The 25960-nt window shown below is 56.1% G+C and carries 25 protein-coding genes; 8 read left to right on the top strand and 17 right to left on the bottom strand.

Features of this window, described 5'->3' with window-relative positions; genetic code table 11:
* The first annotated feature begins 98 nt into the window (after window positions 1–98).
* A complete protein-coding gene (locus E8D52_04725) occupies window positions 99–968 on the top strand; it encodes an ATP-binding protein (GenBank protein ID TKB69674.1) in 870 nt (289 codons plus the stop codon).
* 119 nt (window positions 969–1087) lie between these two features.
* Here the strand turns inward: E8D52_04725 and E8D52_04730 are convergent, their stop codons facing one another.
* The 6 genes from E8D52_04730 to E8D52_04755 form a co-directional block, all read right to left on the bottom strand.
* Complete coding sequence (locus E8D52_04730) at window positions 1088–1774, bottom strand: hypothetical protein (GenBank protein ID TKB69675.1); 687 nt, start codon at window positions 1772–1774, stop codon at window positions 1088–1090.
* Between the two features lie 72 nt (window positions 1775–1846).
* Window positions 1847–2062 (bottom strand): hypothetical protein, encoded by a 216-nt coding sequence (locus E8D52_04735; protein ID TKB69676.1) that lies wholly within the window; start codon window positions 2060–2062, stop codon window positions 1847–1849.
* Between the two features lie 272 nt (window positions 2063–2334).
* Window positions 2335–3510 (bottom strand): hypothetical protein, encoded by a 1176-nt coding sequence (locus E8D52_04740; protein ID TKB69677.1) that lies wholly within the window; start codon window positions 3508–3510, stop codon window positions 2335–2337.
* Complete coding sequence (locus tag E8D52_04745) at window positions 3489–5324, bottom strand: hypothetical protein (protein ID TKB69678.1); 1836 nt, start codon at window positions 5322–5324, stop codon at window positions 3489–3491. The genes E8D52_04740 and E8D52_04745 overlap by 22 nt, the downstream gene beginning before the upstream one ends.
* A gap of 349 nt (window positions 5325–5673) precedes the next feature.
* The gene (locus E8D52_04750; GenBank protein ID TKB69679.1) at window positions 5674–6822 is read right to left on the bottom strand and encodes an agmatinase; all 1149 of its coding nucleotides are present in this window, start codon (window positions 6820–6822) and stop codon (window positions 5674–5676) included.
* Between the two features lie 83 nt (window positions 6823–6905).
* Window positions 6906–8384, bottom strand: a complete 1479-nt coding sequence (locus tag E8D52_04755) for an amino acid permease (GenBank protein ID TKB69680.1) — start codon at window positions 8382–8384, stop codon at window positions 6906–6908.
* A gap of 472 nt (window positions 8385–8856) precedes the next feature.
* Here E8D52_04755 and E8D52_04760 point away from each other — a divergent pair, with 472 nt between their 5' ends.
* Window positions 8857–9171, top strand: a complete 315-nt coding sequence (locus E8D52_04760) for an HPF/RaiA family ribosome-associated protein (protein TKB69681.1) — start codon at window positions 8857–8859, stop codon at window positions 9169–9171.
* Window positions 9172–9689: 518 nt separating this feature from the next.
* Window positions 9690–9929 carry a hypothetical protein gene (locus E8D52_04765; GenBank protein ID TKB69682.1) on the top strand — a complete coding sequence of 80 codons (240 nt, stop codon included), beginning with the start codon at window positions 9690–9692 and terminating at the stop codon, window positions 9927–9929.
* On the opposite strand, the gene E8D52_04770 is transcribed toward E8D52_04765, so the two are convergent.
* The gene (locus E8D52_04770; GenBank protein ID TKB69683.1) at window positions 9913–10797 is read right to left on the bottom strand and encodes a lipase family protein; all 885 of its coding nucleotides are present in this window, start codon (window positions 10795–10797) and stop codon (window positions 9913–9915) included. The genes E8D52_04765 and E8D52_04770 overlap by 17 nt on opposite strands.
* A gap of 181 nt (window positions 10798–10978) precedes the next feature.
* Here E8D52_04770 and E8D52_04775 point away from each other — a divergent pair, with 181 nt between their 5' ends.
* Window positions 10979–11224: a hypothetical protein gene (locus E8D52_04775; GenBank protein TKB69684.1), complete on the top strand. Its 246-nt coding sequence runs from the start codon at window positions 10979–10981 to the stop codon at window positions 11222–11224.
* Between the two features lie 166 nt (window positions 11225–11390).
* On the opposite strand, the gene E8D52_04780 is transcribed toward E8D52_04775, so the two are convergent.
* A complete protein-coding gene (locus E8D52_04780; protein TKB69685.1) occupies window positions 11391–11594 on the bottom strand; it encodes a hypothetical protein in 204 nt (67 codons plus the stop codon).
* A 266-nt stretch (window positions 11595–11860) separates the two neighbouring features.
* Window positions 11861–13300, bottom strand: coding sequence for a class I SAM-dependent methyltransferase (locus E8D52_04785; GenBank protein ID TKB69686.1), 1440 nt, complete (start codon window positions 13298–13300; stop codon window positions 11861–11863).
* Window positions 13301–13442: 142 nt separating this feature from the next.
* Between E8D52_04785 and E8D52_04790 the strand changes: the two genes are divergently transcribed.
* From E8D52_04790 to E8D52_04805, 4 genes are all read left to right on the top strand, one after another.
* Window positions 13443–14006 carry a hypothetical protein gene (locus E8D52_04790; protein ID TKB69687.1) on the top strand — a complete coding sequence of 188 codons (564 nt, stop codon included), beginning with the start codon at window positions 13443–13445 and terminating at the stop codon, window positions 14004–14006.
* A gap of 118 nt (window positions 14007–14124) precedes the next feature.
* A complete protein-coding gene (locus tag E8D52_04795) occupies window positions 14125–14871 on the top strand; it encodes a glycosyltransferase family 2 protein (protein TKB69688.1) in 747 nt (248 codons plus the stop codon).
* 75 nt (window positions 14872–14946) lie between these two features.
* Complete coding sequence (locus tag E8D52_04800; protein ID TKB69689.1) at window positions 14947–15237, top strand: lipid A biosynthesis protein; 291 nt, start codon at window positions 14947–14949, stop codon at window positions 15235–15237.
* Window positions 15238–15301: 64 nt separating this feature from the next.
* Complete coding sequence (locus E8D52_04805) at window positions 15302–17053, top strand: glycosyltransferase family 39 protein (protein TKB69690.1); 1752 nt, start codon at window positions 15302–15304, stop codon at window positions 17051–17053.
* Between the two features lie 109 nt (window positions 17054–17162).
* On the opposite strand, the gene E8D52_04810 is transcribed toward E8D52_04805, so the two are convergent.
* The 8 genes from E8D52_04810 to E8D52_04845 form a co-directional block, all read right to left on the bottom strand.
* Complete coding sequence (locus tag E8D52_04810) at window positions 17163–18251, bottom strand: phosphatase PAP2 family protein (GenBank protein ID TKB69691.1); 1089 nt, start codon at window positions 18249–18251, stop codon at window positions 17163–17165.
* A gap of 75 nt (window positions 18252–18326) precedes the next feature.
* Entirely contained in the window at window positions 18327–19451 is a 1125-nt protein-coding gene (locus E8D52_04815) for a hypothetical protein (GenBank protein ID TKB69692.1), read from the bottom strand.
* On the bottom strand, window positions 19438–21648 hold the full coding sequence (locus E8D52_04820) for a M1 family metallopeptidase (GenBank protein TKB69693.1): 2211 nt from the start codon (window positions 21646–21648) through the stop codon (window positions 19438–19440). The genes E8D52_04815 and E8D52_04820 overlap by 14 nt, the downstream gene beginning before the upstream one ends.
* Window positions 21649–21659: 11 nt before the next feature.
* A complete protein-coding gene (locus E8D52_04825) occupies window positions 21660–22445 on the bottom strand; it encodes a response regulator (GenBank protein ID TKB69694.1) in 786 nt (261 codons plus the stop codon).
* 87 nt (window positions 22446–22532) lie between these two features.
* On the bottom strand, window positions 22533–23474 hold the full coding sequence (ftsY, locus tag E8D52_04830) for a signal recognition particle-docking protein FtsY (protein TKB69695.1): 942 nt from the start codon (window positions 23472–23474) through the stop codon (window positions 22533–22535).
* The gene (gene ybeY, locus E8D52_04835; GenBank protein ID TKB69696.1) at window positions 23471–23965 is read right to left on the bottom strand and encodes an rRNA maturation RNase YbeY; all 495 of its coding nucleotides are present in this window, start codon (window positions 23963–23965) and stop codon (window positions 23471–23473) included. The genes ftsY and ybeY overlap by 4 nt, the downstream gene beginning before the upstream one ends.
* Window positions 23965–25032 (bottom strand): PhoH family protein, encoded by a 1068-nt coding sequence (locus tag E8D52_04840; GenBank protein TKB69697.1) that lies wholly within the window; start codon window positions 25030–25032, stop codon window positions 23965–23967. The genes ybeY and E8D52_04840 overlap by 1 nt, the downstream gene beginning before the upstream one ends.
* Before the next feature lie 95 nt (window positions 25033–25127).
* Window positions 25128–25943: a hypothetical protein gene (locus E8D52_04845; GenBank protein ID TKB69698.1), complete on the bottom strand. Its 816-nt coding sequence runs from the start codon at window positions 25941–25943 to the stop codon at window positions 25128–25130.
* Window positions 25944–25960 lie beyond the last annotated feature (17 nt).

Here is a 25960-nt window from a genome sequence, read left to right on the forward strand (position 1 = left end):
ACCACCACCCCATAACCAAATGATTCTGTTTGATTTTTAACCGGACACTAGTGATTTGGCATGCTATTTGACGACAGAGTCGTCAAATAGCATGCCCTATGAATTCGACACCGGCTATCACTCGATCGCTGTATTTAGCGGACCTCGTGGAGAAGAAGTCCCACTTTCTCTTGGGACCTCGCCAAACCGGGAAGAGCTTCCTGATCACCCAGACTTTCCGTAGTGCCCGCATCTACGATCTCCTGGATACATCCGTCTATCTGACACTCAGTCAACGCCCACAGCGATTGGCCGAAGAACTCACTCCCAAGGATCGGCTAGTAGTTATCGACGAAATTCAACGGCTCCCGGGACTGCTGAACGAAGTACACAGACTCATTGAGCAACGAGGGATTCGATTTTTGCTCACGGGTTCAAGTGCTCGCAAGCTTCGACAGGGCGGAGTCAATCTCTTGGGAGGGCGAGCGAGGACCAAATACCTGCACCCACTCACTCAGAGAGAATTGGGAGCACACTTTGATCTGAATAAGTTTATTGCTCGCGGCGGATTGCCTTCCATCTATTTTTCAGATGACCCCCGCGCGGATCTCTACGCCTACACCGGTTCGTATCTGCAGCAGGAGATCGTGGCGGAAGGAGCGACGAGGAATATTTCAGCCTTCAGTCGGTTCCTAAAGGTGGTCGCCTACTGCAATGCGACCATCGTCAATTTCACCAACGTGGCCACCGATGCCCAAGTCCCACGCACCACTGTCTACGAGTACTTTGAGATCTTGAAAGACACGCTCATCCTTCATGAACTACCGGCCTGGCGTGAAACCAAACAGCACAAACCATTGGCGTCCTCGAAATATTACTTTTTCGATATCGGCGTCGTGGCCGCCCTCCAAGAACGGCAATACCGTCGAGGTACGCCGGAATACGGGCAAGCGGTGGAAACCTACCTCTTTCCACTAGTGTCCGGTTAAAAATCAAACAGAATCATTTGGTTATGGGGTGGTGGTGCTTCGTTCCGCTCATTCAACCCGCAGAAATTGCACTTATGAGTTGAATTCGCGCCTCCTGGTTGTTCAGCATTTCCACTTCCTCACTTGGTCGGTTTCAAGGAGACAAAGATGACTTCGTCATAGGTCTGGCCGTTGATGGTGAAACTGGCCGGATCGGAACAGGGACCGGTGAGGATGAACTCACAGACCGTGAGCGGTTTCCCATCGCGAGTGCGGTCACCGCTCGCCTTGGTGCAGAGACGGTCACGGAAGACCGGATCCTGCGCGTCGATCTTCATGTGCGTCCCGGAGCACACGTAGGCGACCGGATGAGCGCTGAAGAGGTTGCCGAAGAACCCTCCTTCGAGGAGGGAATAGGCCTTGGTGTCTTCTTTCGACGGCGCCAGAAACGGTGCGGTTCCAGGTTTCGCATGCAGCCAGACTTCCACATGTTTGCCGGCATAGTTGGTCAAGGCCAACATACAGGCTGAGACCCATCGTTCTTGGAACGGGGTCAGAGGAGTTTTCAACCATTCGGGAGCCAACCCGAGGTGTCCGGGAAACGTGAAGCGCTCATGGCCCTGTACGGAAAAGAGCACCACCGAATCCGGCAGGGCACAATTGACAAGATATTTCAGTTGGTGCCGTGCGGTCTCAGTTGCGACCAGTGTAGGATCAGCCAGTTCGACTTCCTGAATCGGCTGGGAACTAGCACTCTTCCGTGTCTCTGCGGCCACAGGCCCGAAAAACAGGCTGAGTAGAAAGGGGATGGTCAGGACAGCCCACATGATTAGCCAAAGCCACGATGGAGAAGTTGGGAGGGGCGGATGCGCTCCGCCCCTCGAGAGCCAGACGAGCTGTTATTTGCCCAAGGCCTTCTGGCCAATACGGGAAAGGTCCAAACCAGTTGCATGGAGGCCGTTCGCAGCTATCCTTCCGCTCGCAACTCGTTCGTTCACGGGCATGGGTGCCAGACCGTTCGCAGCAAGCCGCTGAACCCGTGCGTCGGAAGGCAATGCCGCAAAGAATACCGTGGCACAGCCAGCGATCACCACTGCCGTTAGCATCGTTTTCATGTCTCCACCTCCATGTGTGTGATGTGTATGATGTGAGCGCATTCGCTCCTTTCAATATGGCGGCATTGCATCACAGGACCGATCACGGATTGATCACGGATTCACCCCCACCGTCTATACTGGTGAAATACTTAAGAAGACTGAGCCCAAGAGCGAGCGACCGCTTGCGGGGATTATGCGGCCTGAGAGATGACCCTCGGCACCATGTGGAGAGATTCTGAAAACTAGCGTTCGGTGAGCAGAGAGTCAGACACAGCGTGCCTAATTCCCAATCAGCTGGCAGTTCGGGCGAGTCGGTTCCGAGAGGGATGCAGCCAGGGGAGATGATCGGTCGCAGGGAGAAACACACCGGCATAGAGCGATCGCGCCTGTTTCGCTAGGTTCTCACCCTGCTCCTGTTTCCCCTGTTCCATGAGGAGCAAGGCCTCTTTCGCGAGCTGCTCGAACGCGAGGGCATCCACCCAACACAGCGTCTGGTTCAACGACAGGCGATTCTCCTGCAGCGTCACGGCCTCCTTGTGTTTCAGGAGAACACGCAGTCGATTCAGCTCCGTCGTGAGCGCCTGGTAGGCCTGGGCGCCATCAGACTCAGGCCAGAGCAGGTCGCAGAGCGTCTCGGCCGGCACCTGCTGTCCCCCATGGGCGACGATCGCTTGTAACAACGCCAAGGTCTTGCGCGGAATCTTACGTCCAAACTGAAGCGGCTGGTCATTCACGAGAATCTCGAACTTCCCCAACGTGTACACGTTAATCGCCCAGGGCCAGGCCGTGGAGTACCGCGCGATCCCGACCGGCTTGATCTGCAGATTCCTGATGAGCGAGCGAACAAATTTCGGTTCAATCTGCTCCTCCAGCGCCCGCACCAAAATTCGCGTGGCCTCGTCCGGTCGCCACCAAGGCAGATAGTGTTGCTCCGTCTCGGCAGCCAATGCCAGCCCCGCTCGTAAGGCCATGAGTCCATCCGATTCCCGCCCCGCATCGAGGTCCAGGCGCGCTGTGGCCAAGAGCCACAAGCACCGTTCATACGTATTGCGAGGAGAGTTCCGAACCTGCGCGTCAATAGTGGCTAAATGTTTCCGCGCTTCCTCGTCGTTCCCCAGCGCATGACAGGTCATGGCCCATCCAACCGTCCCATCCACCTCGCCGATAGGACATTGCGTACCGGCAATCAGCTTGTCCGCCTGCTCACACTCACGCCAGGCTAACTGGAAATCCTCGACCAGATACGCCTGCCACGCCGTGAGAAAGTGCAGAAATCCACGCTGAAATGGGGCGAGTTGGTCGCGCAACGGGTTCACCATGGCGAGATACCGTTCAGCCTCCTGGGGACGGTTGAGCATGAGACGCGTGTACACCCCTTGTCCCGAGGCCCATCCAATCAGGAAGTAGATCCCCTGTGCGTGGCACTGCTCGATAATCCGGTCGGTCATGGCCAAGGCCCGATCCATGTCACCTCTACCCCAGAAGGTATGTCCTTCCGCATAATCGCGTAGAAGCTGAGCCAGGGGTGGGGGGAGTCTCCCAGTCGGTTCCGTATCCTTGCAGAAAAGTGGTTCTTGGCGGGATGGTTCGTTCCTGTATGAAGATCAATGTGCGCACTATGGGCGTAGGCCTGGGCCAACGAGAAGGGATCATCAATGGACGGGAGCAGCCGGTCCAGTTCTTCTCGCACAAACGGGATCAAGGAGGAGCCAATCTGGTGCCAGGTCAAGACCCCTAAGACGGCCGTGAGAAATTCGAACCGAATGGGAGCGGGCATGTCGGCGGGCATATTCTTCAGCCACCTCTCACCAATTTCCATCCATGGATCGACTCGGCCAAACTGGTCCCAGGAATTGATAATGGCCTTGACGACTCCGGCCCACGCCAAGACCTGTCCAACTAACTCGCCGTTGGCTTCAAACAGGCGATAGGCTTGCTCGTGCTGTGCGCGGATCTGCTCCAGCGCGGCCGCATTGACCGGCGGGGTGGCGCAGGCTGACCAATGCACAAGCCATGGATCATTCGCACGGTGTTCCGATGGGATCGTCTGGAACCACCGCTGGATGAGCGCAAAGCGGCCTTGACGCAAGAGATTCGGCGCATGGGAGATGATGGCCTGGGCCACAGCATCATGGTCTTGCACGTCTATAGACAGATCGACTGCGGCTTCGACCTGACCGTCTGTAGCAAGGAGATGGGCGGTTGTGGTGCGCAGGGCGACGAGTCGCTCTGGCGACCAGTGCTGTCGGAGCCGATGCCGGAGAAAATCCTGAAGCAAGGGGTGATAGGTGTAAGACGCCGGAGTTCCATCATGCCGCTCGACAAAGTAGCGCCGCCGATAGAGTGTCTCCAAGCAAGATTCGGCGTCACGATGCCCCGACAACTCCGTGGCCATGGGTCCCGTGATGACAGGACAGTAGGCTGTCGAGCACAACACCTCTTGCGTGCTCACATCCATGTGCGCAAAGACCTCTGCACCGAGATAGTTGAACATCGCCTGGCGGGATTGTTCGCGGCCCGTCAGTGTGGTTTTTGATCCGGTAGCCTCTTCCAGGAGCAAGACCAACCCGGCCATCCACCCATCGAGTGTGGCTACGGCTTGGGCCAGTGTCTTCTCGGCAGTGGCGTCGCGTCGGCGAGACCGGTACAGGGCGATGATTGCGCGGCTTTCCGCCGGTGTGAGACGCAGCAGGTGACCATCGAATACCGTCATGCGACGCGATGCCAGCAGATGGGCCCATGCCGGTGGCGGCGCTTCACGGCTGATGATCACCACCGAACGTTTCGCAGCCAGGTGGCTGAGTCCCAGCGCCAACATCTCATGGACAAGGCTGTCGGCTGGAATTGTTTGGTAGTTATCCAAGACCAGCGCGACGGATCTCGGCAATTGCGCGTCGAGCGCCTCGAAGACATTGCGCGTGAACACGGACACACCCTGCAAATACTCCGGCGTCAGATGGGGCAGCAGCGGACTCTTCCTCGGCGCAAGCGGACGCGCCGCGAGACTGAGATAGTGAAAGAACGTCGCCAGATCCCCGTCCCGCTCGTCCGCCGTATACCAGAGGGGTCGCAGGCGACGTGCATGCAGATAGCTCGCCACCAAGGTTGTCTTGCCCGCACCTGGTGGGGCAGCGATCCAGATGATGGGGCGGGTGCGGGCGCGATCCAGTTCGCGAAACAACCGTGCACGGGGCACGATCTTCGGCAACCTCGGAGGCGTGAGTTTGCTCGGGAGTGGCCGATTCCGACCAGGGGTCGGCGGATCTATCGGCTTCGACATGGTCTTGTTCCTAATGAATAGTTTTTCGGATCGTGCCACAGCGAGACGCGCGCTCGCAAGCAGGAGCAAGCTGAGGGAACAGTCCACCAACATCACTTTCAAACGTGTGAAGCGTCATCCGCGTCTGAAACACAAGGGACGAGAGTGCGGCCTTTTTGAACATCGTAACGGTATTGTGACGTTTGTCTGCACAGGTAGCGTCAGCAACGGTACCGGGAGTCTTTCAATTGCGCACCGCAGAGTAACGCCTACTGCGGTGACTCATTCTCCTTTCCCACCACGCGCAGAACAACACTGTTTGCTTAGCGACGTGTGAGGGGCTTGAGCAAAGCAAGCCCCTCAGCGCCTCTCAGCCCTTCTTCCGATTCGCCAGGTGCCCGGATCGCACCTGGCAAGCCAGGACGTCGCAGATCACCCTGGTGGCCATGAGGCTCGTAATCTCCGCCGCGTCGTAGGGCGGTGAACATTCCACGATTTCCATGCCAGCCAGCGGTTTCGTGTCGGCGATGATCTGGAGAAACTTCAGCACTTCACGCGGGAGGAACCCGCCCGGCTCCGGCCAACCGGTGCCCGGCACAAATGCGGCATCCAAGCAATCCACGTCGAAGCTGAGCCACACCGCATCCACCCCATCAAACGCCACTTCGAGCGCCTGCTTCGCCGCATTCTCGATGCCCATTTCCACGCAGTCAGTGACAGTCATGATGCTCGTCTGACGCTCCCGCCCGGCCTTCACGCCGGGTCTGGGCGCTTGCCAGCCACCGATGCCGATCTGCACAAGATTCTTGGCGGGTACATTCTGAATATTCGTCGCGTGAAACCAGGGCGTGGTGTGCATGCGTTCGTCGAGATCGGTCTCCTGTGTGTCGACATGCCGATCGAAGTGAAGAATCCCGAGCTTCTTGCCGTTCATATTCTGAGCCACGCCCCGCACGGTCGCAAATCCCAGAGAATGGTCCCCACCCAAAACCACGGGAAAGGCCCCGCTGGCATAGACATGGCCGACCCCTTTGCTGACTTGGTCGAAGGTCTTCTCGATGTTGCCGGGGATGGTGAACACGTCACCGAGATCGCACATGGAGATCGACTCTCTGAGATCCACGCCGAGCTCGAAGCTATAGCTGCCATACAACGCAGAGATCTTTCGAATGCCTTGGGGGCCGAATCGAGTGCCTGCCCGATAGGTGGTTCCCCCGTCGAACGGCGCCCCGAGAATGGCAACATCGTATTCCCCGCACTTGCGGACATCTTCGACATACGGCGCTTTGGTGAAGGTATTGATGCCCGCGAAGTGCGGGAGCTCTCCACGACTAAAAGTGGGAATGCGGCGATCTTTGATGGAATCAGCCCCTTGCAGACCCAATTCAAGACCTCGGGCCACTTCTTCTTCATATTTCGTGGTCGGCAACAGTGCCTCTGCTTCCACGGCGAACTTCGCCTCCGGCCCGTACTTGTCATGCAGTGGAACCTTGCCTTGGTATGTTCTCTTCTTTGCCATACGTGCTCCTTTCTAGGTATAAATGGATTCTGACTCTCTGTGAAACGCTCCTTCAACACAAGCCGTGACGAACGGCCTGTCTTTCATTCTTCAGTTGCGGTCGACTCCCGTGGACTCGGCGGGGCGTCGCTCCTTGTCGATCTCCCGACCAGGAGATACAGCGTGGTCACACCGAGGATACCTCCGAGAACCAGCGGGACAGCCCAGAGTTGCCACCAGGGGGCATCAGGCGACACGGCATAGGGGCGCGGCCACGCGATGTTGACGAATTCAAAAAGCGACCAGAGAAACGCTGCGATATTGATCAGCAATCCCCACGAGCCGAGTTTCAGTTGACCTAACGAAGGGTCCCAGCGCCCTGTGAGACGGGTGTACAGTCCCACACCCGTGGTCATCGCAAACATGGCGTACAACCCGCCCGTGCCAAAGGCTAACACCGTGGCGACGGCGTCATCGTTGAGACCGAACAGCAATCCCAGGGTGGCCAGCAGTACTGTGAACAGCACGGCGTTCCGGGGAGCCCCTGCAGCAGTGACCCGGCTGAGGATGGCCGGCATACTGCCTTCGCGAGCCATGGAAAACACGATCCGGGAGGTGTATTGGACCATGGATGACCCGCAAGCCAGAAATGCGACCATGACAATGGCCAGAAACGGGGTTTCGGCCCAGGCACCAAAGTTGGCGACGATCACGGGTGTGACAGGATCGGATGCGGCGCTCGTCTGCTGTAAGGTCTCGCGGCTGAAGCTGAGGGTCAGGGCGGCGGAGTTAAAGAGCACCACGCTTCCCACCATGCAGAGAGAGAAAAAGATGGCACGCGGCACCATCCGTTTGGGCTCGTGCGTTTCTTCGGCGATGGTCGAGCAGGCATCGAAGCCGATGAACGCCCACCCAGAAATGGCAAGCGCCGCGAGAAACGCCGCGGTCTGGCTGGGGGCGGTCCCTGTCCCAAGATGAGCGAACAGTTCGGAGAAATCATGCTGCCGGAAAAAGAAAAATAACAGCAGCGCGACGCCGAACGAGCCGACGATTTCCGCATAGACCCCCAGGGAAATGAGGAACTTGAAGACCGAGACGTGGACCAGATTGAGGACAGTACAAACCAGCAGAAAGACCGCTCCCCATATCACGAGGGTGACTCCTGTTCCACCTCCTGACCCGAAAAAAATAGCCAGCCAGACCCCGCCGGTATAGGCGGTCGTGGTGAGCATGGCGATCGTGGAGCTGACGTAGATGGCTCCGGCGTACGTGCCGGTGGTGGCACCTCCGAGCTGTCGCGCCCACTTGTATGCACCTCCCGCGATCGGTATCTGCGAGGAGAGCTCCGCATACACGGTCGCGACTAGCAACTGCATCACCAAACAGAGCGCCAGTGCCGCGAACCACCCGCCACCTGTGACGATTGTCTGCACACCGATAATGGCGTAGAGCCCAGCAACCGGCGAAACCGTTGCGAAGCCGATGGTCAGGCTGTTCCAGAGACTGAGGCTGCGGTGAAGTGTCTCGGGACTACCGGAAGCGGGAGGTGTACGCACCATCCCTGGATCGTCATGACCTACCATGTGCAACCACTCTGACAGGTCAGGTGGTCTGATTGATGCGATGGGGAAACAACGAAGCGAGGTAGTTGCATAACAAGGCCTCCTGCTGGAAGGTGTGATTCCCAAAAGGCCATGTACCTGCGTACATGATCTCCCGGGCTTTTATCCCTCCGTGGAGCCTCGTGATGCGAGGCCGAAAACTCTTGGACCAGACGCTCTCTCCTAACAAGGAAGAAAGCCGGAACCCTAGTTTTCCTTTTGGAACAATTTTTACGAATCCTATTGTCTCGCCATACCAAAGTCAAGTTTCTGGATGCACCCACATGCTTACCATGACTCCGCATCTGTAGCCTTCTCTATATCCTCTCTCTCCTTCTGATCATCTACCATGAAGATAATGAGACTTCATCCGTAGCCTTGCTTCGATTGACTTTTTTTGCCCAGGGCGAGTAGGGTCCATTTTTGAAACAGTCCTTGTGAAGGAGGGAGTCGGATGCAAATTCAGGTCCATACGGATAACCATATCCATGGGCGCGAGGAGATCGTCGCTCTTGTTGAGACCAGCGTGGAAGGCGCAGTCGGCCGATTTCGTGATCGGATTACGCGGATCGAAGCGCATCTCAGCGATACCAATAGTCACAAAACAAAAGGTGACGATATCCGTTGCGTCCTGGAAGCCAGACTGGCCGGTCACCAGCCCATCGCCGTGACCCATCAGGCCGCGACGGTTGAGATCGCCTTGAGTGGAGCGGCGGACAAACTCGAGCGGTCGGTGGAGAGTACGCTCGGCCGACTTGGAGAGCGATAGACACCTCTGCAAACGCTTCGCTTTTCCCTCAGAATCTCGTCCGAGGTGGGCGTGGCTTTAAAAAACGCAGTTCAGGATCCTGTCGCTCCCAATGATCTCCCGACGAGGCCGCTATCTTCTTCAGAAAGCGAAGATCGGTTTCAATACGGTCAGCAGTCGGCCTGTTTGAATTCAGTTCCAACATCACCGTAGACAATTTCCATAACCTCACGAGCCGGCTGATGCACCGCGCGTCAGAAGCGCCGAAGGAATCCCTTGATCCCACTCATTTTCTCGTGGAGGTCAAGTCCCGGTATATCTGGCTGACGACGGTGGTGGTGGCCCTCGTGGCCGTGGCCTACGCCTTCATCATGTAGACAGTGATCATTCGCCAAACTCACCCGCGACCCAGGCAATCGGCCTGATCCAGAGTTTTGTATGTTGCAGATGAAGCGGTTGAAGGAAATCCTGAGGCGGCTTCAGCAATCGTCGCTGCCGGGAGCTTGTACATGTGCGCGTGGTTGCGGTGATCAGTGGTCTTGTTGCCTGGCAAAGCGGCACAAGAGGCCGTGCTTGGCCAGGCCTTGGCCATGACCTTCTTGTTAGGCCCCCCATATCTCCCCGCCGCCTACCTTTTGGAAAAACGAGCCCAGACTCTGCTGCACGATCGTCTCTCTCAACAATCCGTGCCGACGCCAGAAGAACGGCTCAACAACCATCGCCCCTTCCTCGCTCTTCGGCATTATTTCCCTCAGCTCCGGCTCATCCGCCAGACTTGAGTGCGCTTCCAATATGCTCCACGTAGTGCCGCATCGAATGATCTTTGAGCCCATCGGAGCCCGGCTTGAGGAAATCCTCCATGCGTCCCTTGACGCGCTCAAGAAATCGATCCCAGAAATTGATGTCCGTCTGAATCTTTCCTGCAGTGTCAATGTAACAAACCTCGCCGCTGTGAGCGTAGCCGAGCACGCGTGGTGCGACGCGGGTGACCGTGTCGTTGTTGTTGACGAAGCGGAAGTGCTGCCCAGCTAGACGCCGAGCGCACTCGGTCGCGAAGATCTCGTCGCCGATACGAGGCTGGCCAAACGTATACAGCCCATTCACCGTATGCCCATCCACCAGCAACTGAGCCGCCGCCACAACCGCTAGCGCCCCACCAAGACTGTGGCCGGTACACCAGAGCGACTGCGGGTGGCTCTTGTCGCGCAGTCGCTGGATTGCGCTCAACAGGTCGTCCTTGACCAGTTTAAACGCGCCTAGAAAGCCTTGATGCACTTCGCCCAGCGGGCCTTGTACTTTGTGGAATTGAGCGTCCGCCAGCAAGTCCCGGAGATGCGTCGGCTCAGTGCCTCGGAATGCCACAATGATGATATCGTCATTCGCGGCGATATACCCTTCCGTGTCTCGTCGACTCAGAAATTCGAACTGATTCAAGCCGAGCTTGGCCACTGCCGGTTGAATGGTGGTCTTATCCTGATAAGCGATCTGTGCAGCCAGTGCAAGCCAGTAGGCGTTGTTGAGACTGTAGGCCGTGGCGTGTGATTCAAAAAGGACTTTTGATAGTGTGGTGGTCATGACTGGGACTCCCATGAGAGGCCATAGGTGATAGGCTTTCCTGTGCTGAATCGCGACAGGGGTTTGATACATGGCGCAGCAACTATTGTGCCGCTGATCAAGCTATGCGAAAGCACTGATAGGGGGAGATTTTCTCTGAGCGATCACGAGTGATCAAGACGAGTAAGAATCGAAATAGATACATAGAACGAATCCAAATGGATACGCTCGACAACAATCCATCAGGGCCTATGCATGACACATTTATTTTGATGTGAGCGGAACTATTCTAGACTTACGGTACGCAATAGTGGTTGTGTCCATCGTCAATGTGCACGCCATGGTGATGCCGGTGGTGGCTCTGCTTGCAGCATGCAGCACGCTCGTGCCGCCGATGGCGGGGGCTCAACCCGATTCCGAGTTTTATGCGCTGCAGATGAGGCGTTTGAAAGAAGTGCTGACTGCAGCCTCGGCAATTCTTGTTGCAGGTGTCTCGCACATGGGAGCCTGGCTGCGGTGACCGGCGGTGTTGACGCCGATAACGATGCGCACGAAGCCGTGCTGAGAACGGCCTTGGCCATTACTCTATTTGGGGGCGTGACCTTTACCCTGCGGTATTTGATGGGTAGGGTGTACTCGGGGTAGTCACAGCTGGGAGCGGACCACTTCACGGAGCTCAGTCTCGGTTACCCACGCGTCTGGCGAGTCTCAACGGGTTCTGATGAATGAGATCCCGGTTTATCGAGAAACGTCAACAGAGCGATCAGTGCCAGGCCCGAAAGAAACCACGCACAGGCTGCTTTCCATTCCCTTTGGAACAATGCAAACAGACCCATCAGAAGCACCACTCCACCCACTAGCCCGGCAATGCTTGTCCCAAACGAACTCATAGCCCTCTCCCCCTGTCATTCAGGAACTTCAGAGACCATGCTGGTAGCACCAGAATGGCGCGAGACCGAATTTTCTCCGCATCATACTGTGGCAACGTTCAGCGAGAAAATTCTACTCCTTCTCGCAGGATGATGAAACAGTATCCGGGTAGAACCTACACTCAATGACCCCCGGTAGCGCGTGCTCAGTGTTAGCCGGGGCCTTGCACGGCTGTTGCTGCGGATGCTGAGACCACTATATGCTGATCTCGCGTCACTCCCACTCATCACCGACAAGTGAAGTGGCAGTACTCGACAGGGCTAGGAGGAGCTGTCATGGCCATCTGGATGGCATCTACATCGTAGCCGATCTCTTCCAAATCTTTTTGTGCGCGGGTGAGTTCCTCTTCGGTCATGTAGGCCACGGTGTCGGGAATGCCGCTGTCTTTGAGTGCCCGCACGATGGCGCCCAAGGTCTCTCGCTCGTTAGGCGGCATATTGCCGCCTAACGGAAATTCGAGCCGTCGACGATAGGGACCCTCAAATGTTTCGTTCAACGCCCTGATGGTCTTCAACACAAGTCTGTCTTGTTCCCAAGCTTGCAGTGTAGGCCCAGCAGAGGGATGCGTCGCCAGCAGATCCATGAGGGTGATCACATTCGTATTCAACGACCGCCCGACGAATTCTCGCTGGGGCTCAAAGGTCATTTGCTTCAGCCCCAGATGCTTGGCCACCGCGTCGACTAACGCGAAGTTGATCATGAAACTGTATTGCCCACCGAACTGGCCGTAGCAGGGCTTTTCAGGATCGTTCAAGACGTTCATATCGGCGGTCCCGGCATCGAAGGCGCTGAAGCCGACCGCATCCAGAGCGAGAAGCCGTTTCGCCTCTTTGAGCGTGGCGAAGGCCCCAACGTTGACTGGCACCAAGACTTCTTGGTCGATGGCCTGGAGGAAGTCGACGATGGTTTTCCGGTAAGGGAAGTCTTTCCATTCGACTTTACGATACTCTTTTTCCCAAACCAGCTCATCGAGAAAGGGTGGAAACGTCTTGAGCTCATCCAGATTCTTCCCCTGAAAAGCCTGGACGAACGACGACCAATCTTGAATCTTGGCATGGAGCAACTCGCTCAGATTGGGACGAAGATACTCTTCCTCAACCTCGCCGCCATGTTTCGCCAACAATTTCGTCGGCAGATCGTTCCACAACTCGTTACAGATGATCCGATCGACGGTCCCATTGGCCACACCCGTCATGTGATGTATCGACCCGCAAAGAAGATCCACACGATCCCGATGCACCGCCAGGTCCGGATGAGCGAGGGCCCCATCCAATACCGATTGTTCCCAATCGACCATGACATACCGCACTCGCGGATACACCGTACGTTCTTGATCGATGGTCTTGAGATGGCTGAGGAAGCAGGCCGCCAGGTTGCCGTTGCCAGGCCCCAGCTCTAGAACGGTAAGAGAAGAGGCGTGAGGGGTAAGGGGTAAGGGGTTCGAAGATTGACGGCCTGCTGTTTTCTCACGCTTTGTGACGCGCTCGAAATAATCAGCCGCCAGCGCATGGGCGAGCCTAAAATCTGCAGAGGCGAACGTTTGGTAGTACGATCGGAGTTTGTCCCCTCGCAGTCCATAGAAGAGTTGGTTGAGATGGATCTGCCACTGATCGAGCGGCTTATACTCCCCGATCAACTGCGGAAGGGCGTCAGCATCTTGCAACATGTCGTTCCGTCACCAGTGAGAATGTTCGACGAATTGTCCGTTCAGTGGCCGAAATCCTAACAGATGGCTGGAAAATGCCGCAATGGGCTCCTTGCTCGCCGATTTCTTGACAGGGTCCCCTCGACAGGTGTAGCAGACAGACATGATGACCAGAGGATTTTATCTGACCGGCGGTGTGATGATGGCGGCGCTGCTGTGGTGTCAGGCAACGCCTGCCGAAGAAATCCCCCTCACCGAGAACGTGCCAATCTCCGAGTTTCAAAACCGCACAGAAGACATCAAAGCCTACGATTTCGATGCTCCACCGCGTGGCATGTTTCGCTCAATCGCCATGGCCGAAGACTTTGAAGAGCGCCTGGGACCCCTTCGAACTCATGAAATCGTGCCAATCAAACCAACTGAACGATTTCGTGAGGATGTGGCTGCCATTTTCATTGTCTTCTCACTGCATCAACATTATCAGGCCTTTACAGTGTTCGGCCGATGCATGCCCGAGCAGGTAGCCGGTGTCTTACCCGGGACGATCGTCAGCGAAGACGCGATGCACATTGCCCTGGAGGATGAAAGCGGGTATCTCACGTTATCGCCCCCACAGAAGGGTTGGAAGCCTGGGCGCTACAAGGTTGAAATTCATACTGGCGAGCAAGTCAACGAGATGACCCTCATGGGCACGATGCGTTTCACCATTGTCACCTCCGGCCACTAGCCCGATTGACGATCAGCCCCGAACCTCCCCGGCACATGTTTGACCCTCTCTCCGCCTTCCGTTAGAATGCGCCAGTTTTTATCGTAACCTCAGACTGCAGCTCAAATTTTTGCATACCATGACGACGCCATCTAGCCCCAATTCTAATCCCTGGGCCTCTGTCATCATCCCGATCAAGGATGAACGAGAGAACCTGTCTCCACTTATGGCAAGCCTGCTGAAAGTCATGGATTCGCACGAGCTATCACGCTCCCGCCCATACGAGATTCTCTTTGTCGACGATGGGAGCAGCGATGGGAGCAGCGACGAGCTGGACCGCTTGGCTCGCGAGCATGCTCAGGTGCGCGTGCTCCACTTCGACCGCAATTACGGCAAGACCTGCGCGCTTGAGGCCGGCTTTCGGCAATCTTCGGGCGAGATCATCATCCAGATCGACGGAGACCTTCAACAGGACAGCGAAGATATCTTGAAGCTGATTCCCTATACCGCCTCTCATGACGTGGTCTGCGGATGGAGGCAGCAACGACAGGACGGCTTCGTGAAGATGATCTCCTCCCGGATTGCGAACCCTGTGCGCAACGTATTCACTCATGACGGTGTCCATGATACGGGATGCCCGCTCAAGGTCTTTCGACGTCCCGTTTTGGAGCGGATTCGTCTGTTTGAGGGAATGCACCGGTTTTTCCCAGCGCTCGCCTTGATGCATGGTTTTACAGTGACCGAGGTGCCGGTTCGGCATTATCCACGCATTCATGGGATATCTAAGTACGGCATGGGGAACCGTCTGTTTAAGTCGCTCTATGATCTGATCGCGGTTCGATGGATGCAGCATCGAGTGTTGCGCTACAAATTCCGTGATAACTGACATGTACAACCAACCCCAAGACAGATCCCTCCACGATGCTGGTATGCGAATGTTGACTTCCTTCTGACTATCCCAATGACTACTGAAACCATCTGGCTCGGCATCGGTTTTCTCGGCCAAGGACTATTTTTTGGTCGTTGGTTGGTGCAATGGATTGCCTCCGAGCGGACTGCCGAAAGCCGCGTCCCCGTTTCCTTTTGGTATATGAGTCTCATCGGAGGGCTGATTACGCTGGCCTATGCGATCTACAGAAAAGACCCTGTGTTTATCTCAGGGCAAGCCCTCGGGGCGGTCGTCTATGTGCGCAATCTGGTCCTCATTCATCGCGCGGATCAAACCAAGAGTGAGCCTCGGCCGCAGGCATGAGCAGCCGTAACACACACTGCCGTTCTGCGCCGTTCACGACCCACTGGTAACAGCCACTCCGACCATGGAACGTACCTCTCCTCAACCGATACAACTGCTTCTTCTGCTGCTCCTCTCTGGCCTGCTTTTTTTCACCGGCCTCGGCAGCATGGGCTTGACGGATCGCGATGAAGGCCGCAATGCCGAAGCCGGGCGAGAAATGTTCGCCTCCGGCGACTTCGTCACCCCAACCTTCAATGGGGAACTACGCGTTGCCAAGCCGGTCTTTGTGTATTGGCTGATGACGATCTCGTACCACATCTTCGGCGTGAGCGAGTTTGCGGCGCGGGCACCCTCAGCCCTATTCGGGGTTGGGTTGATCGTGATGCACTATCTATTTCTCACTCGGCTGCGTGGCCCAACCGTCGGCCTGTTTGGGGCCTTGATGTTGCTGTTGAACATTGAGGTACTGGCACTCGGGCGCATGGCGATTACCGATAGCGTTCTGATCTTCTTCACTACCTTATCACTCTACGGGTTTTGGCTCGGCCTCCACGAACCTGGCCGAGGGCGTCATTGGATCTGGGCTTTTTATGCCGGCATGGCCATCGCGACCTTAACGAAAGGGCCGGTGGGATTCGCTGTGCCGCTGATCACCGGTCTCTTGTATCTCACTGCCACCCGACAATGGCTTGCCTTTTGGCAGAGAGGCGCGCCTATCACCGGCACGTTGCTGTTCCTTCTCCTCGCCGGTCCCTGGTATGTCGCCATGTTCCTTCTCCATGGAGATGCCTATTCCTCTCAAGCAAAAGTTCACACGGTGGGGCGATTCCTCGCTCCGATGGAAGGCCACGGAGTGGGCTGGTGGTTCTATTTTCCGGTCCTGCTGCTGGGCTTTTATCCGTGGAGCGCATTCCTACCGGCAGGGCTCTATCGAGCCTATCAGAGTTGGCGAGAATGGCGTCTGATCAGGAATCGCACACACGATTCAGAGACACCGCCAGGGTGCGGTAACGAGTTGGATTGGTTTGCGGGGCTCTGGGTCGTCGGCGTGTTCATCTTCTTTAGCCTGTCCTCCACTCGACTGCCTCACTATATCGGCCCACTGTTTCCCGCATGCGCCCTCCTGGCTGCGTTGTTTTGGGCTCAAGGGTTAAAAGATTCTTCCACGAGAGGCCTGCGCGGGTCGATCCATTTCATGATGGGGATTGGCTATCTCCTGGCCATCGGTCTTGCGAGTGCGCCGTCTCTGTTCATCAAATTTTCAGGAAAGATGATCAAGGAGTTTCCGCTCGCCACTCAATTCGATCTGGGTATCGGGCCTTACGTTGCCGCAACGATTATTGTGGTTGCTATGGGACTGATCGGATATTTGGGGTTGAACGACAGCAGGCGCGGCATGGCCTTTGGGGTGGCTGGAGGCACGCTGGCGAGTGTATTTCTTATCGCCATCCTGATGGTCGTTCCCGGACTCAATCGCTACGCAATTGCGCCGCCGCAGGAATTAGCCTACGCGGCCGGGTTGAACTTGAATCCGACCGACCAACTGATTGCATTTGGTTCGACCAGACCATCCATGGCCTTCTACGCGAGGCGAACCGTGACCTTTATCCCAGCCAACGAAATCGACCGGCTGCGTGCGGCGCTGCGCAAAGAGGGTCGGACGATGATCCTCCTGCCGGAATACGTTCAGGATGCCTTGCCGGAGGAGGCAGTTGGATTTCAGCTGATTCTTAAGCGGTACGGCTACGTCTTGTTAGGCAATCAACCGATGATCACCATGCCTCAGGGTGCACCTGTTGGCACTCCTCCAGCGCCAAAACTTCTTGGACACTGACCGACTCTCGACTCGGCTTTTCAGATCTTCTTCTGATGCGAGTACCGTCGGCAGATGACTGGAAGGAAAGATTGAGCGGAGCCAGTACACATCACCTGCGCAATAGCGGTCACTGAAAGGGCAGGACCCCTCGCGCATCAACAAGAATCAGAATGGCGAGAGCCACCCCCCCAAGCAAGGCACTTTCCCGCATCATAGACCAGCCAGGCAATTCCTCAGCGTGGTCGTCGTTCCGACCTATCGCGTCGAACCAGCACGCCATGCAGGCGAATCCGACCGATGAGAGGACAAGAGGTGAGGTCGTCAGGGCAGCCAAGCCGTACGCTATCAACAGCGCTGAGGTATTCGAGTACCAACGCTCTCCTGTTCTTCCCCTGTGGACCCAATGAGTTTTCCGTATCCATAAGCCGCCCACTACAGCACCAACTCCCAGCGTCATGAAGAGAATGTCCACCATTCCATCTTCCATTCGATGGGAGAGAACCCAAAGCAAGGCAAATACCGCCGAAGCACCCATCGCTGCACATCGTAGTCCATCCTGTATTGACGCGCGCCATTGTCTTAATGGAGCCGTCGCGATGAAGCCGCTGAGGATGCCCATCGCCATCCCTCCAAGGACATCGGTCGGAAAATGCGATCCTCGGAGGACACGACTGAGGGCGACGAACAGTGCGATCACGATACAGAGCGGTCCGACGAGGGGAAACCGTCTAGCCAGCACCGTCGCGACGGCAAAACTCGCCGTGCTATGTCCCGACGGAAAGGAGTCCAGCCCCGATGCCCAGGAAGGGGTCATCTGCCAGTCTCCCCCATGAACGAACTTCGGTCGAGGCCTGCCGATGAGGTGTTTCAGTCCATTGGCGAGCAGCGCGGCGATGCCGTGAGCGATCAAGGACTGGATGGCCGCGATCTTGACTATCGGCTTTTCAAAGGCCCACGCGCCGACGAGCAGAAGGAGGCTGACGGCTGTCAGCCGCCAGCCTTGGCCGATCCAGTCCCCCATATCGCTGGTGAACGCCATCCACGGAACGGTGAGTTGGTCCCAGGGGAGATGAATCGTCACCGATCGAACATACTTGGTGATTGGCAGATCAAACTGGGCCACACCGAGAAAGCTGATGGCCAACGCAATACAGGAACTACCGACTGCCGCAATCGAGAAGATGGTGTTCCGCGATGACTGCGACGGGGCTCTCATTACGCCACCATCTGTAACAAGGCTCCCTGGATGTCCGGAACTGATCACCAATCACTCATCACCGATCACCGTGCCTTATGGCACCCAATCGGCCAAGAACACGTTGAATTCTCCGGGTTCCTTGGCATGTCGATCCGAGACCCAGACGAGGCGTTTGCCGTCAGGGGAAAACATGGGGAAACTATTAAAGTGCCCTTCCGTGGTGAGCCGTTCCAACCCAGTTCCGTCGTCACCCACCAGATACAGATGGAAACTGGGGCGGCCCCCTTCCCCTCTCGTTTCGATATTGGAGGAAAAGATGATGCGTTTGCCGTCAGGATGAAAATACGGAGAAAAATTCGACGCGCCGGTCGTAGTGACCTGTTTCTTCCCAGACCCATCGGCATTCATGACGAAAAGTTCAAGCTGGCCTGGCTCGATCAACCGCTGTGCCAGCAGCTCCTTATATTTGGCCACTTCGGACGGATCAGTTGGATGGGCCGCCCGATAGACGATTCGCTTACTATCTGGTGAAAAAAATGCCCCGCCATCGTAGCCGACATCGTCCGTCAGGCGGCGAACGTTTGTCCCGTCCAGACTCATCGTATAGAGGTCAAGATCTCCATCCTTCACCGATGTCCACACAATGGTTTTCCCATCGGGAGAGATCGTCGCCTCTGCGTCATATCCTGGTGATGATGTGAGCCGCTGCATATCCTGTCCGCTGAGATTCGCAGCGTAGACATCATAATCGTCGAGTGCCCATCGATAGGCTCCATCCCGTTTAGGTTTCGGCGGACAGTTAGGCCCGGCAGCATGGGTGGATGAGTACAGCACCCGGCGGTCGCCGGGGAAAAAATAGCCGCACGTCGTCGCGCCCTTCCCGGTACTCACCAAGCGAACAGCCTCGCTCTCCGTATCCATCACATACATTTGATAGCAACCCAACCCTGCGTCAGCTGGTTTCGAACGGTTCCCCAGGACGTCCTTTGACCAATCGTTGGTCGACTGAAAGATCAGTTTGGTCCCATCAAATGAAAAATAGGCCTCCGCATTCTGGCGGCCAACGGTCAGCTGCCGGATATTGGCTAGATGCCGTTCCGTAGACCGAACCGACGTCATAGTCTCTTTATGTTGATCAGCGGCCAGGGCAAATGAGGGAACCCCCATCAACACACAAAACCCCAAAATCGAAATTCCCCCGGTCTTACGACGTTGCATTGATCCTGACCTCCTTCATATCCTGCAAACCAGGCCACACTTCGCGTTTCGTCACAACTCCATCTTGAAAAATCACGTAACTATGCCACCCATAATAAAACAGAAAGCGCGACAGTTTCTCGACCGCACCCGAGGTCACGCCATACAGCACTGTGATGACACTACCCGGCACATTCGCTCGAGGGCAGGAAAACAGCACGGCCATCGTCGGCCCATCATACGTCTGACCATCGATCTGGAAACCCCTATCTCCAAGAGCAACCCGGTCACCACAAGACTCCTGCATGACGGATTGGACCGCCTGTCGCTGGTCGACTCCTGCCAGTACGAGGATCGATCCCGTATGGGGGAGGGCATTCTCTTGGAGCGAAACCACCGCCGTTCGAAGCGAACCTGTGAGCTCATGATCGGTAATGCGAGACACAACCTGCTGCAACGGCGACCCAGGGTCAGAAAACGCCCGCACCACCGTCTTGTGTGGATCCGTCACATAGACGTTCAGCATGGGCGGCAGCTGATGCCTCGTCACGCGGCGAAACGTCATGAGATCTGGATCAAGCTCCACCCGCAGCGGCTGGTTGGACAGCACAAATTCGGCAACGTTGGGTTGCGACTGGCTCAGCGTGATCAACTTGATGTCCATCGATTCCTTCATCACGATGCGGAGGGGGACCGTCATCCGAAACGGCTTCTCAGCCTGCTCAATCTCAACCGTCAGCCGCCACACTTCTTTGCCGCCCTCTCCCTTCACTCGACGGGCATGGACATCCCGCAAGGACACGCGTGGAGCACCGGGCTGTTCGACCCATTGCTCGAAAAACCACCGCAAGTCCTGACCACTTTCTCGAGAAAAGACTTCCTCGATTGATTGCCAGTCCGCCGCGCGATTGCGATAACTACGGACGAAGGTCTTCACACCACGCCAGAATGGCTCATCTCCGATTTCTTGTCGAAGGAGATGAAAGACAAAGGCCGATTTTTGGTACCCAATGGCATTATCTTTCTCGTCATGTTTTCTCAGAAACTGCGAGACCGCATAGTCGGTTTCAGGCCTCACATAGAGATTGTACCCATCAAGCATCATTCGCCGTTGTTCAAAGGCTTGTGGAATATCCTGTACCAGCTCGTGCCAGTAGTAATTCGCCAAGTAGGTCGTCATGCCTTCGACCCAATTCCCATGATCGTCGCGATTGAACACCGAATTGCCGATCCATGAATGGACGATCTCGTGACCCAAGGCATAGGGCTGGATATAGTGTCGCTTGATGCTGCCGCTGCCGAGGAGAGTGAACGACGGCAGACCAAGACCACTCGCAAAGAAATTCTCGACCACTGCAAATTTGTCAAAAGGATAGTCCCCGAGGATCCTGACATACGCGTCGAGATACTTTGCAGTCGCATTGAGATACTCATCCGCCAAGCCCACATTATCGGGCAAGAAATGGGTCTGGAGTTCGACTCGCTGTCCTGTTGGACTTTTCCATTCCCGCGATGTCGTCACAAACTTGTTGGCAACGATCGTGAATGCCTCAGACTTGTCCTGAACGATCCAGGTTGAAGAGGTCTTTCCCGCATTCGTTGTCTCGCCTTCCTTACGGCCCGATGCCACCACCGTCCAGCCCTGTGGAATCTGAGCCGTCACTCGATAGGTACCGAAGGAGCCGATGACATCTGGATACCATTGGCTCTCACCGCTCAAGTACACACCTTCCGCACCGACATGTCCCGCTGTCTCGCTGGGGGTCACGAATCTCAAGTGGCGCGGCTCTCTGGGAGGGTCATTGATCTGACCCCGATAACTCAGGACCAAGGTCACTCTCCGGTCATGGTCTTTGGGAAGCGAGACGACAATGCGTTGAGCTGTGGACTCAGGAGGACGCACTATCGTGAACGGAACGACTTCATCCCGGCCTCCCTCCCCGCCCGAAACCGAGTGCGTTCGCATAACAACGGACTCGACATGCAGCGTATGGGCAAGCGTAAACGTGACCAACGTGACCTGTGGATTCACTCCTAGTTCGACCTGATCACTCGCCACAACCTCATGTGCGGCGGGAATCATCTCAACTGAGAGGGTGTGATGAACGTTGGTGACAGTCTCCTGGGCAGGCAGAGCCGAGACACACCACGTGTGTACGATGGAGATCGCCAGCAGACCGATGAGACAAGAGCGAAGGACACATTTCCTGATGGACATCAGGAAGCGTTTTAGCACTCGCGGCAGACGAGTACAAGCTGGATCGCGGTTAAGAGGCGTTCAAGATCGACGGGTTTGATAAGAATCTCCTGAGGGCCCAGGCTCCACGCTTCTCCAAGCAACTCCTCATTGTGACTTCCCGTCATGATGATGACACCCCCTGAATAGTTCCTGTCACGCAGGGCGCGAAGCACTTCCACCCCCGGCATTCCAGGCATGATCAGGTCGAGCACGATCGCATCGGGCGGCATCTCTTCGACTATCCGCAGAGCCTCGTCGCCATTTTTAACGCCACACGCCCGATACCCGCGCAGAGTGAGAAACCGCACCAAGAGGTCGCATAGGAGAGGTTCGTCGTCGACCACCAAGACCGTTTCATCAATCCGTTCGATGACATTCCCGTTGCCAAGAGGCGGCTGCGTGATCGTCGCCGGCACAGACACCTGTGAGAGTCGAGTGACGGCTTCAACAAGGACGTCCAGTGACAATCCTTTTCTGATGAAATCCGTGGCTCGTAGAGCTCGTGCTTGATTCTCCTGAATTTCCGTGGCTCCACCACCCAGGATAATCACCGGCGCATGAGGGTCGATGGCCCGGATTTCCTTCAAGACAGTCAATCCGTCCATCCCCGGCATACGGAGGTCTACCAGCGTGACTTGTGGGTTGTGTGCGCGGAAGAGATCAAGACCTTCCTGTCCATTGGTCGTTGAAATGACGTGACACCCGTGACGGGTGAAGACGCTCTGCAATAGATCGCAATTCATCTGATCGTCGTCTACGATCAACACTTTGACCATCGCCGCTGGCCCTCCTCAACCTAAGAGGTCTACCTTACACAAGGAGAATAGCACGACGTTGTGAACAATGAGAAGAAAATGCGTGGTTTATGGGCGGGACGTCGGCTGCCCGAACAGAGCTGCGACAAACGCCTCGGCATTGAAGTCCTGGAGATCATCGGCTCCTTCTCCTACACCGATGAGGCGCAGGGGAAGCTTCAGTTCTTCGGCAATGGCTACGACAATCCCCCCTCGTGCAGTCCCATCGAGCTTCGTCAGAGCAAGTCCTGTAACCCCAACAGTCTCGTGAAATTGACGGGCCTGAGCTAGCGCGTTCTGTCCGACCGTGGCATCCAGGACCAACAGCACCTCATGTGGTGCACCAGGTAATTCCTGAGCGATCACCCGTTTTACTTTCCGCAGCTCGTCCATCAGATTGGACTTGGTGTGCAAACGACCCGCCGTGTCGATAAGGACCACATCCACCATTCTGGCTTTGGCTGCAACGACACCGTCGAAGGCCACAGCAGCCGGATCGGCACCGTGACGTTGGCGAATCACTTCCACTCCGACCCGATCCCCCCACACTTGAAGTTGATCAATAGCGGCTGCACGAAAGGTATCTCCAGCGACAAGAAGAGGTCGCCGCCCGCCCTGCATCATCCGCTGTGCAATTTTTGCGATGGTGGTTGTCTTTCCGACGCCGTTCACTCCAACGACAAGGGTGACAAACGGTTTAGGGCCTTCGGTGACCAGCTGATCGATCGTTGGGCCTGATACGGTTTTCAGAATGCCATAGAGTGACCGACTTAAGACATTCTGCACCCCTTCCGAAGTTTTTGCGTCTGCTCCCCGCGTCTCTTCCCTGACCTGCCGTATCAAACGATCGACGGCACGGGCGCCAAGGTCGGCGGCGAGCAGCGCTGCCTCAAGATCTTCAAGAAGTTCTTCATCTGGTGCACGTCCGAGGAATCGGTCCAGCGATTGCTGCACGACATGGCGTGTTCTGCCGAGCCCCTCATTCAGCCGTTGAAACCATCCCATCGTCAACGACTCCTTGTTTGGCGTGCAGTGCGAAGCGTGACCATGCGCGGCACAGGTGACATCCGATGAAACAATGTTCGCTCACGACGCGCCATTCGCGCCGCTTCTCGTGGATTACGTTCATGATCGTACCCACAGAGATGAAGCACCCCATGGACCAACAACATCGTCAGCTCATCATCGATCGATCGTCCAGCTTCCTTTGCTTGGCGAACGGCGGTCGGCAATGAAATCACAACATCCCCGAGCATGTGGGCAACGGGACGCACACCCTGAGGCATCACGGCCTCACGGATGGGGAAAGCCAGGACATCCGTTGGTCGATCCTTCTTGCGATACTCACGGTTCAGGCGTCGCATACGTCCATCTCCAATCAACTCCAGGCTCAGTTCCGACCGAGACTCTCCAATCGCCGATAAGAGGCGTTCAGCTACATGGGCCAGTATGGTTTGTCTGACGGCAAACCGCGTGAGACGCACGCGAAGATAGATTGCCATCAATGAGGACTGCTGGGTGGATCGCCAGGCGACGAGCCTGACGCAGGCGACTTGCGGGGATTGGACGATGGACGCTGGTGAGACGAGACCTGCCCTCGAGTATGCCGAACATCACTGCCGTGTACTGGCTGGTGGCGATCATAGGCCTTGATAATTTCTTGAACCAATCGATGCCTAACCACATCCTTTTCGTCGAAGTACACGAACTCAATTCCTTCAATCTCATGGAGAATGTCTTTTACCTGGATGAGGCCGGACACCCGATCACTCGGTAAATCAACTTGCGTGATGTCGCCGGTCACGACCACTTTGGAATGGAACCCCAGCCTCGTGAGAAACATCTTCATCTGTTCTGCTGTAGCATTTTGTGCTTCGTCCAAGATGACAAACGAATCATTGAGCGTTCTCCCGCGCATAAACGCCAGGGGGGCGATTTCAATATCTCCCCGTTCGATCAAGCGATTCGCCCGCTCCATATCCATCATGTCGAACAGCGCGTCATAGAGCGGTCGCAGATAGGGATTCACTTTCTCATAGATATCGCCGGGCAGGAACCCGAGCTTTTCCCCTGCCTCAACCGCCGGCCGCGCAAGAATAATCCGGCTCACCTCTTTATTCATCAACGCGCTGATCGCCATGGCCATAGCGAGATAGGTCTTTCCCGTTCCAGCCGGTCCGATGGCAATGACAATATCATGCTGCTCGATTGCTTCAATGTAGATCTTCTGCGTGGGTGACTTGGGACCAACAAACCGTTTATTCGTCACAATCATGGCCGACTCGCCGAGCACGTCCTTAAGCGACGCCTCAGGGCTTCGGCGCAATGCGCTGAGCGCATGGGTGACATCTTCAGCTTGGAGTGATATCCCTTGGTTGGTCAGAGAGGCAAGTTCAACGAGAATGCGTTCCGCTTGACGAACAGCTTCGGGAAGACCATCCAGCGTGAGTTCTTCCCCGCGGGCAGAGAGTCGGACACCCAACTCGTCTTCGATCAGCTTGAGATGCCGGTCATGGTGACCGAACAGGACGGCGGTATTAGTGCCTTCTCGTAGTTTGAGTTTACGCACGAGTCCGAAGTGGTCTCCCTCCTACATGGTGCAGGGATTGTAACAGACTCAGAAAAGTCGAGACAAGCACAGGGAATGCTGAAGCACATCGCAGGCTAGGACTCTGGTTTGGACTGTTCAGGAGCTGCGACGGTGAGTTCGAACTCCTGGAAGGAAAACCCTCCTTGTTCATCCGTCGCGACAACCTTCACGCGATGCACTCCCGGTTTCACAAGTCCGATATCCCACACAATGTGACCCGTCGTTTGATCGATCGCCATGCCCGGCGGAGCGACCTCGAGCTGGAAGTTCACCGAGTCGGAATCTGAATCGACAGCTTTCACTATATATTCATAGCGAGTGCGATCGATGGACGTTGGTGGAGATGAGACGATTTTGGGTGCGCTATTCCCAACCGTGTAGGGATCCGAGCGCGATACCTTTCCTGTGGCGTGCTGATCGCGCGGCCTGACGTCAACCACGACAAGATCCTGCGGTCTGACCTCAGTTAGTTCCAGAAAATCTTCTTCACTCTCTTTCACGACGTGTCCGTTCTTGGTCCATCGATACAGAAACTGTGGAATGTCTTGATCATGATCCGAGGCGTCCACCAGTGCTTGAAGACGATCTCCTCGTTCGTTCGATTTCAAGCCAATACCGACTTGCGCAATCGACGGAGGAGTATTGTCCACCGTAATGGTGTCAGATTTCCGGCTAGCCCCGGCAATCTTTCCATCAAACGGCACCGCTTCCAATTGAACTCGGTCTCCTCGCTTTAGCAGAGAAGCCGAAAGAGTTGGGCTTTTCTCGCCATCGACTACTTGATCGTTCAGATACCAGTGATACCGAACTTGGACCGTGTCATTGTCCGGATCATGCGTGTTGACCTGCGCGATGAGATCCGTTTGCCGATTGAAAGGGGTTGGCCCCAAGACAATGGAGTGAATGG

The sequence above is a fragment of the Nitrospira sp. genome (assembly GCA_005116745.1).
Lineage (GTDB): Bacteria > Nitrospirota > Nitrospiria > Nitrospirales > Nitrospiraceae > Nitrospira_D.

Coding starts and splice junctions, on each gene's coding strand:
- E8D52_04820 (TKB69693.1), bottom strand. CDS start 21,648: ATGTCCATCAGGAAATGTGTCCTTCGCTCTTGTCTCATCGGTCTGCTG.
- E8D52_04800 (TKB69689.1), top strand. CDS start 14,947: ATGACTACTGAAACCATCTGGCTCGGCATCGGTTTTCTCGGCCAAGGA.
- E8D52_04815 (TKB69692.1), bottom strand. CDS start 19,451: ATGCAACGTCGTAAGACCGGGGGAATTTCGATTTTGGGGTTTTGTGTG.
- E8D52_04725 (TKB69674.1), top strand. CDS start 99: ATGAATTCGACACCGGCTATCACTCGATCGCTGTATTTAGCGGACCTC.
- E8D52_04780 (TKB69685.1), bottom strand. CDS start 11,594: ATGAGTTCGTTTGGGACAAGCATTGCCGGGCTAGTGGGTGGAGTGGTG.
- E8D52_04740 (TKB69677.1), bottom strand. CDS start 3,510: ATGGATCGGGCCTTGGCCATGACCGACCGGATTATCGAGCAGTGCCAC.
- E8D52_04785 (TKB69686.1), bottom strand. CDS start 13,300: ATGTTGCAAGATGCTGACGCCCTTCCGCAGTTGATCGGGGAGTATAAG.
- E8D52_04750 (TKB69679.1), bottom strand. CDS start 6,822: ATGGCAAAGAAGAGAACATACCAAGGCAAGGTTCCACTGCATGACAAG.
- E8D52_04730 (TKB69675.1), bottom strand. CDS start 1,774: ATGTGGGCTGTCCTGACCATCCCCTTTCTACTCAGCCTGTTTTTCGGG.
- E8D52_04735 (TKB69676.1), bottom strand. CDS start 2,062: ATGAAAACGATGCTAACGGCAGTGGTGATCGCTGGCTGTGCCACGGTA.
- E8D52_04810 (TKB69691.1), bottom strand. CDS start 18,251: ATGAGAGCCCCGTCGCAGTCATCGCGGAACACCATCTTCTCGATTGCG.
- E8D52_04825 (TKB69694.1), bottom strand. CDS start 22,445: ATGGTCAAAGTGTTGATCGTAGACGACGATCAGATGAATTGCGATCTA.
- E8D52_04770 (TKB69683.1), bottom strand. CDS start 10,797: ATGTATCAAACCCCTGTCGCGATTCAGCACAGGAAAGCCTATCACCTA.
- E8D52_04755 (TKB69680.1), bottom strand. CDS start 8,384: ATGGTAGGTCATGACGATCCAGGGATGGTGCGTACACCTCCCGCTTCC.
- ybeY (TKB69696.1), bottom strand. CDS start 23,965: ATGGCAATCTATCTTCGCGTGCGTCTCACGCGGTTTGCCGTCAGACAA.
- E8D52_04790 (TKB69687.1), top strand. CDS start 13,443: ATGATGACCAGAGGATTTTATCTGACCGGCGGTGTGATGATGGCGGCG.
- E8D52_04760 (TKB69681.1), top strand. CDS start 8,857: ATGCAAATTCAGGTCCATACGGATAACCATATCCATGGGCGCGAGGAG.
- E8D52_04745 (TKB69678.1), bottom strand. CDS start 5,324: ATGTCGAAGCCGATAGATCCGCCGACCCCTGGTCGGAATCGGCCACTC.
- E8D52_04805 (TKB69690.1), top strand. CDS start 15,302: ATGGAACGTACCTCTCCTCAACCGATACAACTGCTTCTTCTGCTGCTC.
- E8D52_04795 (TKB69688.1), top strand. CDS start 14,125: ATGACGACGCCATCTAGCCCCAATTCTAATCCCTGGGCCTCTGTCATC.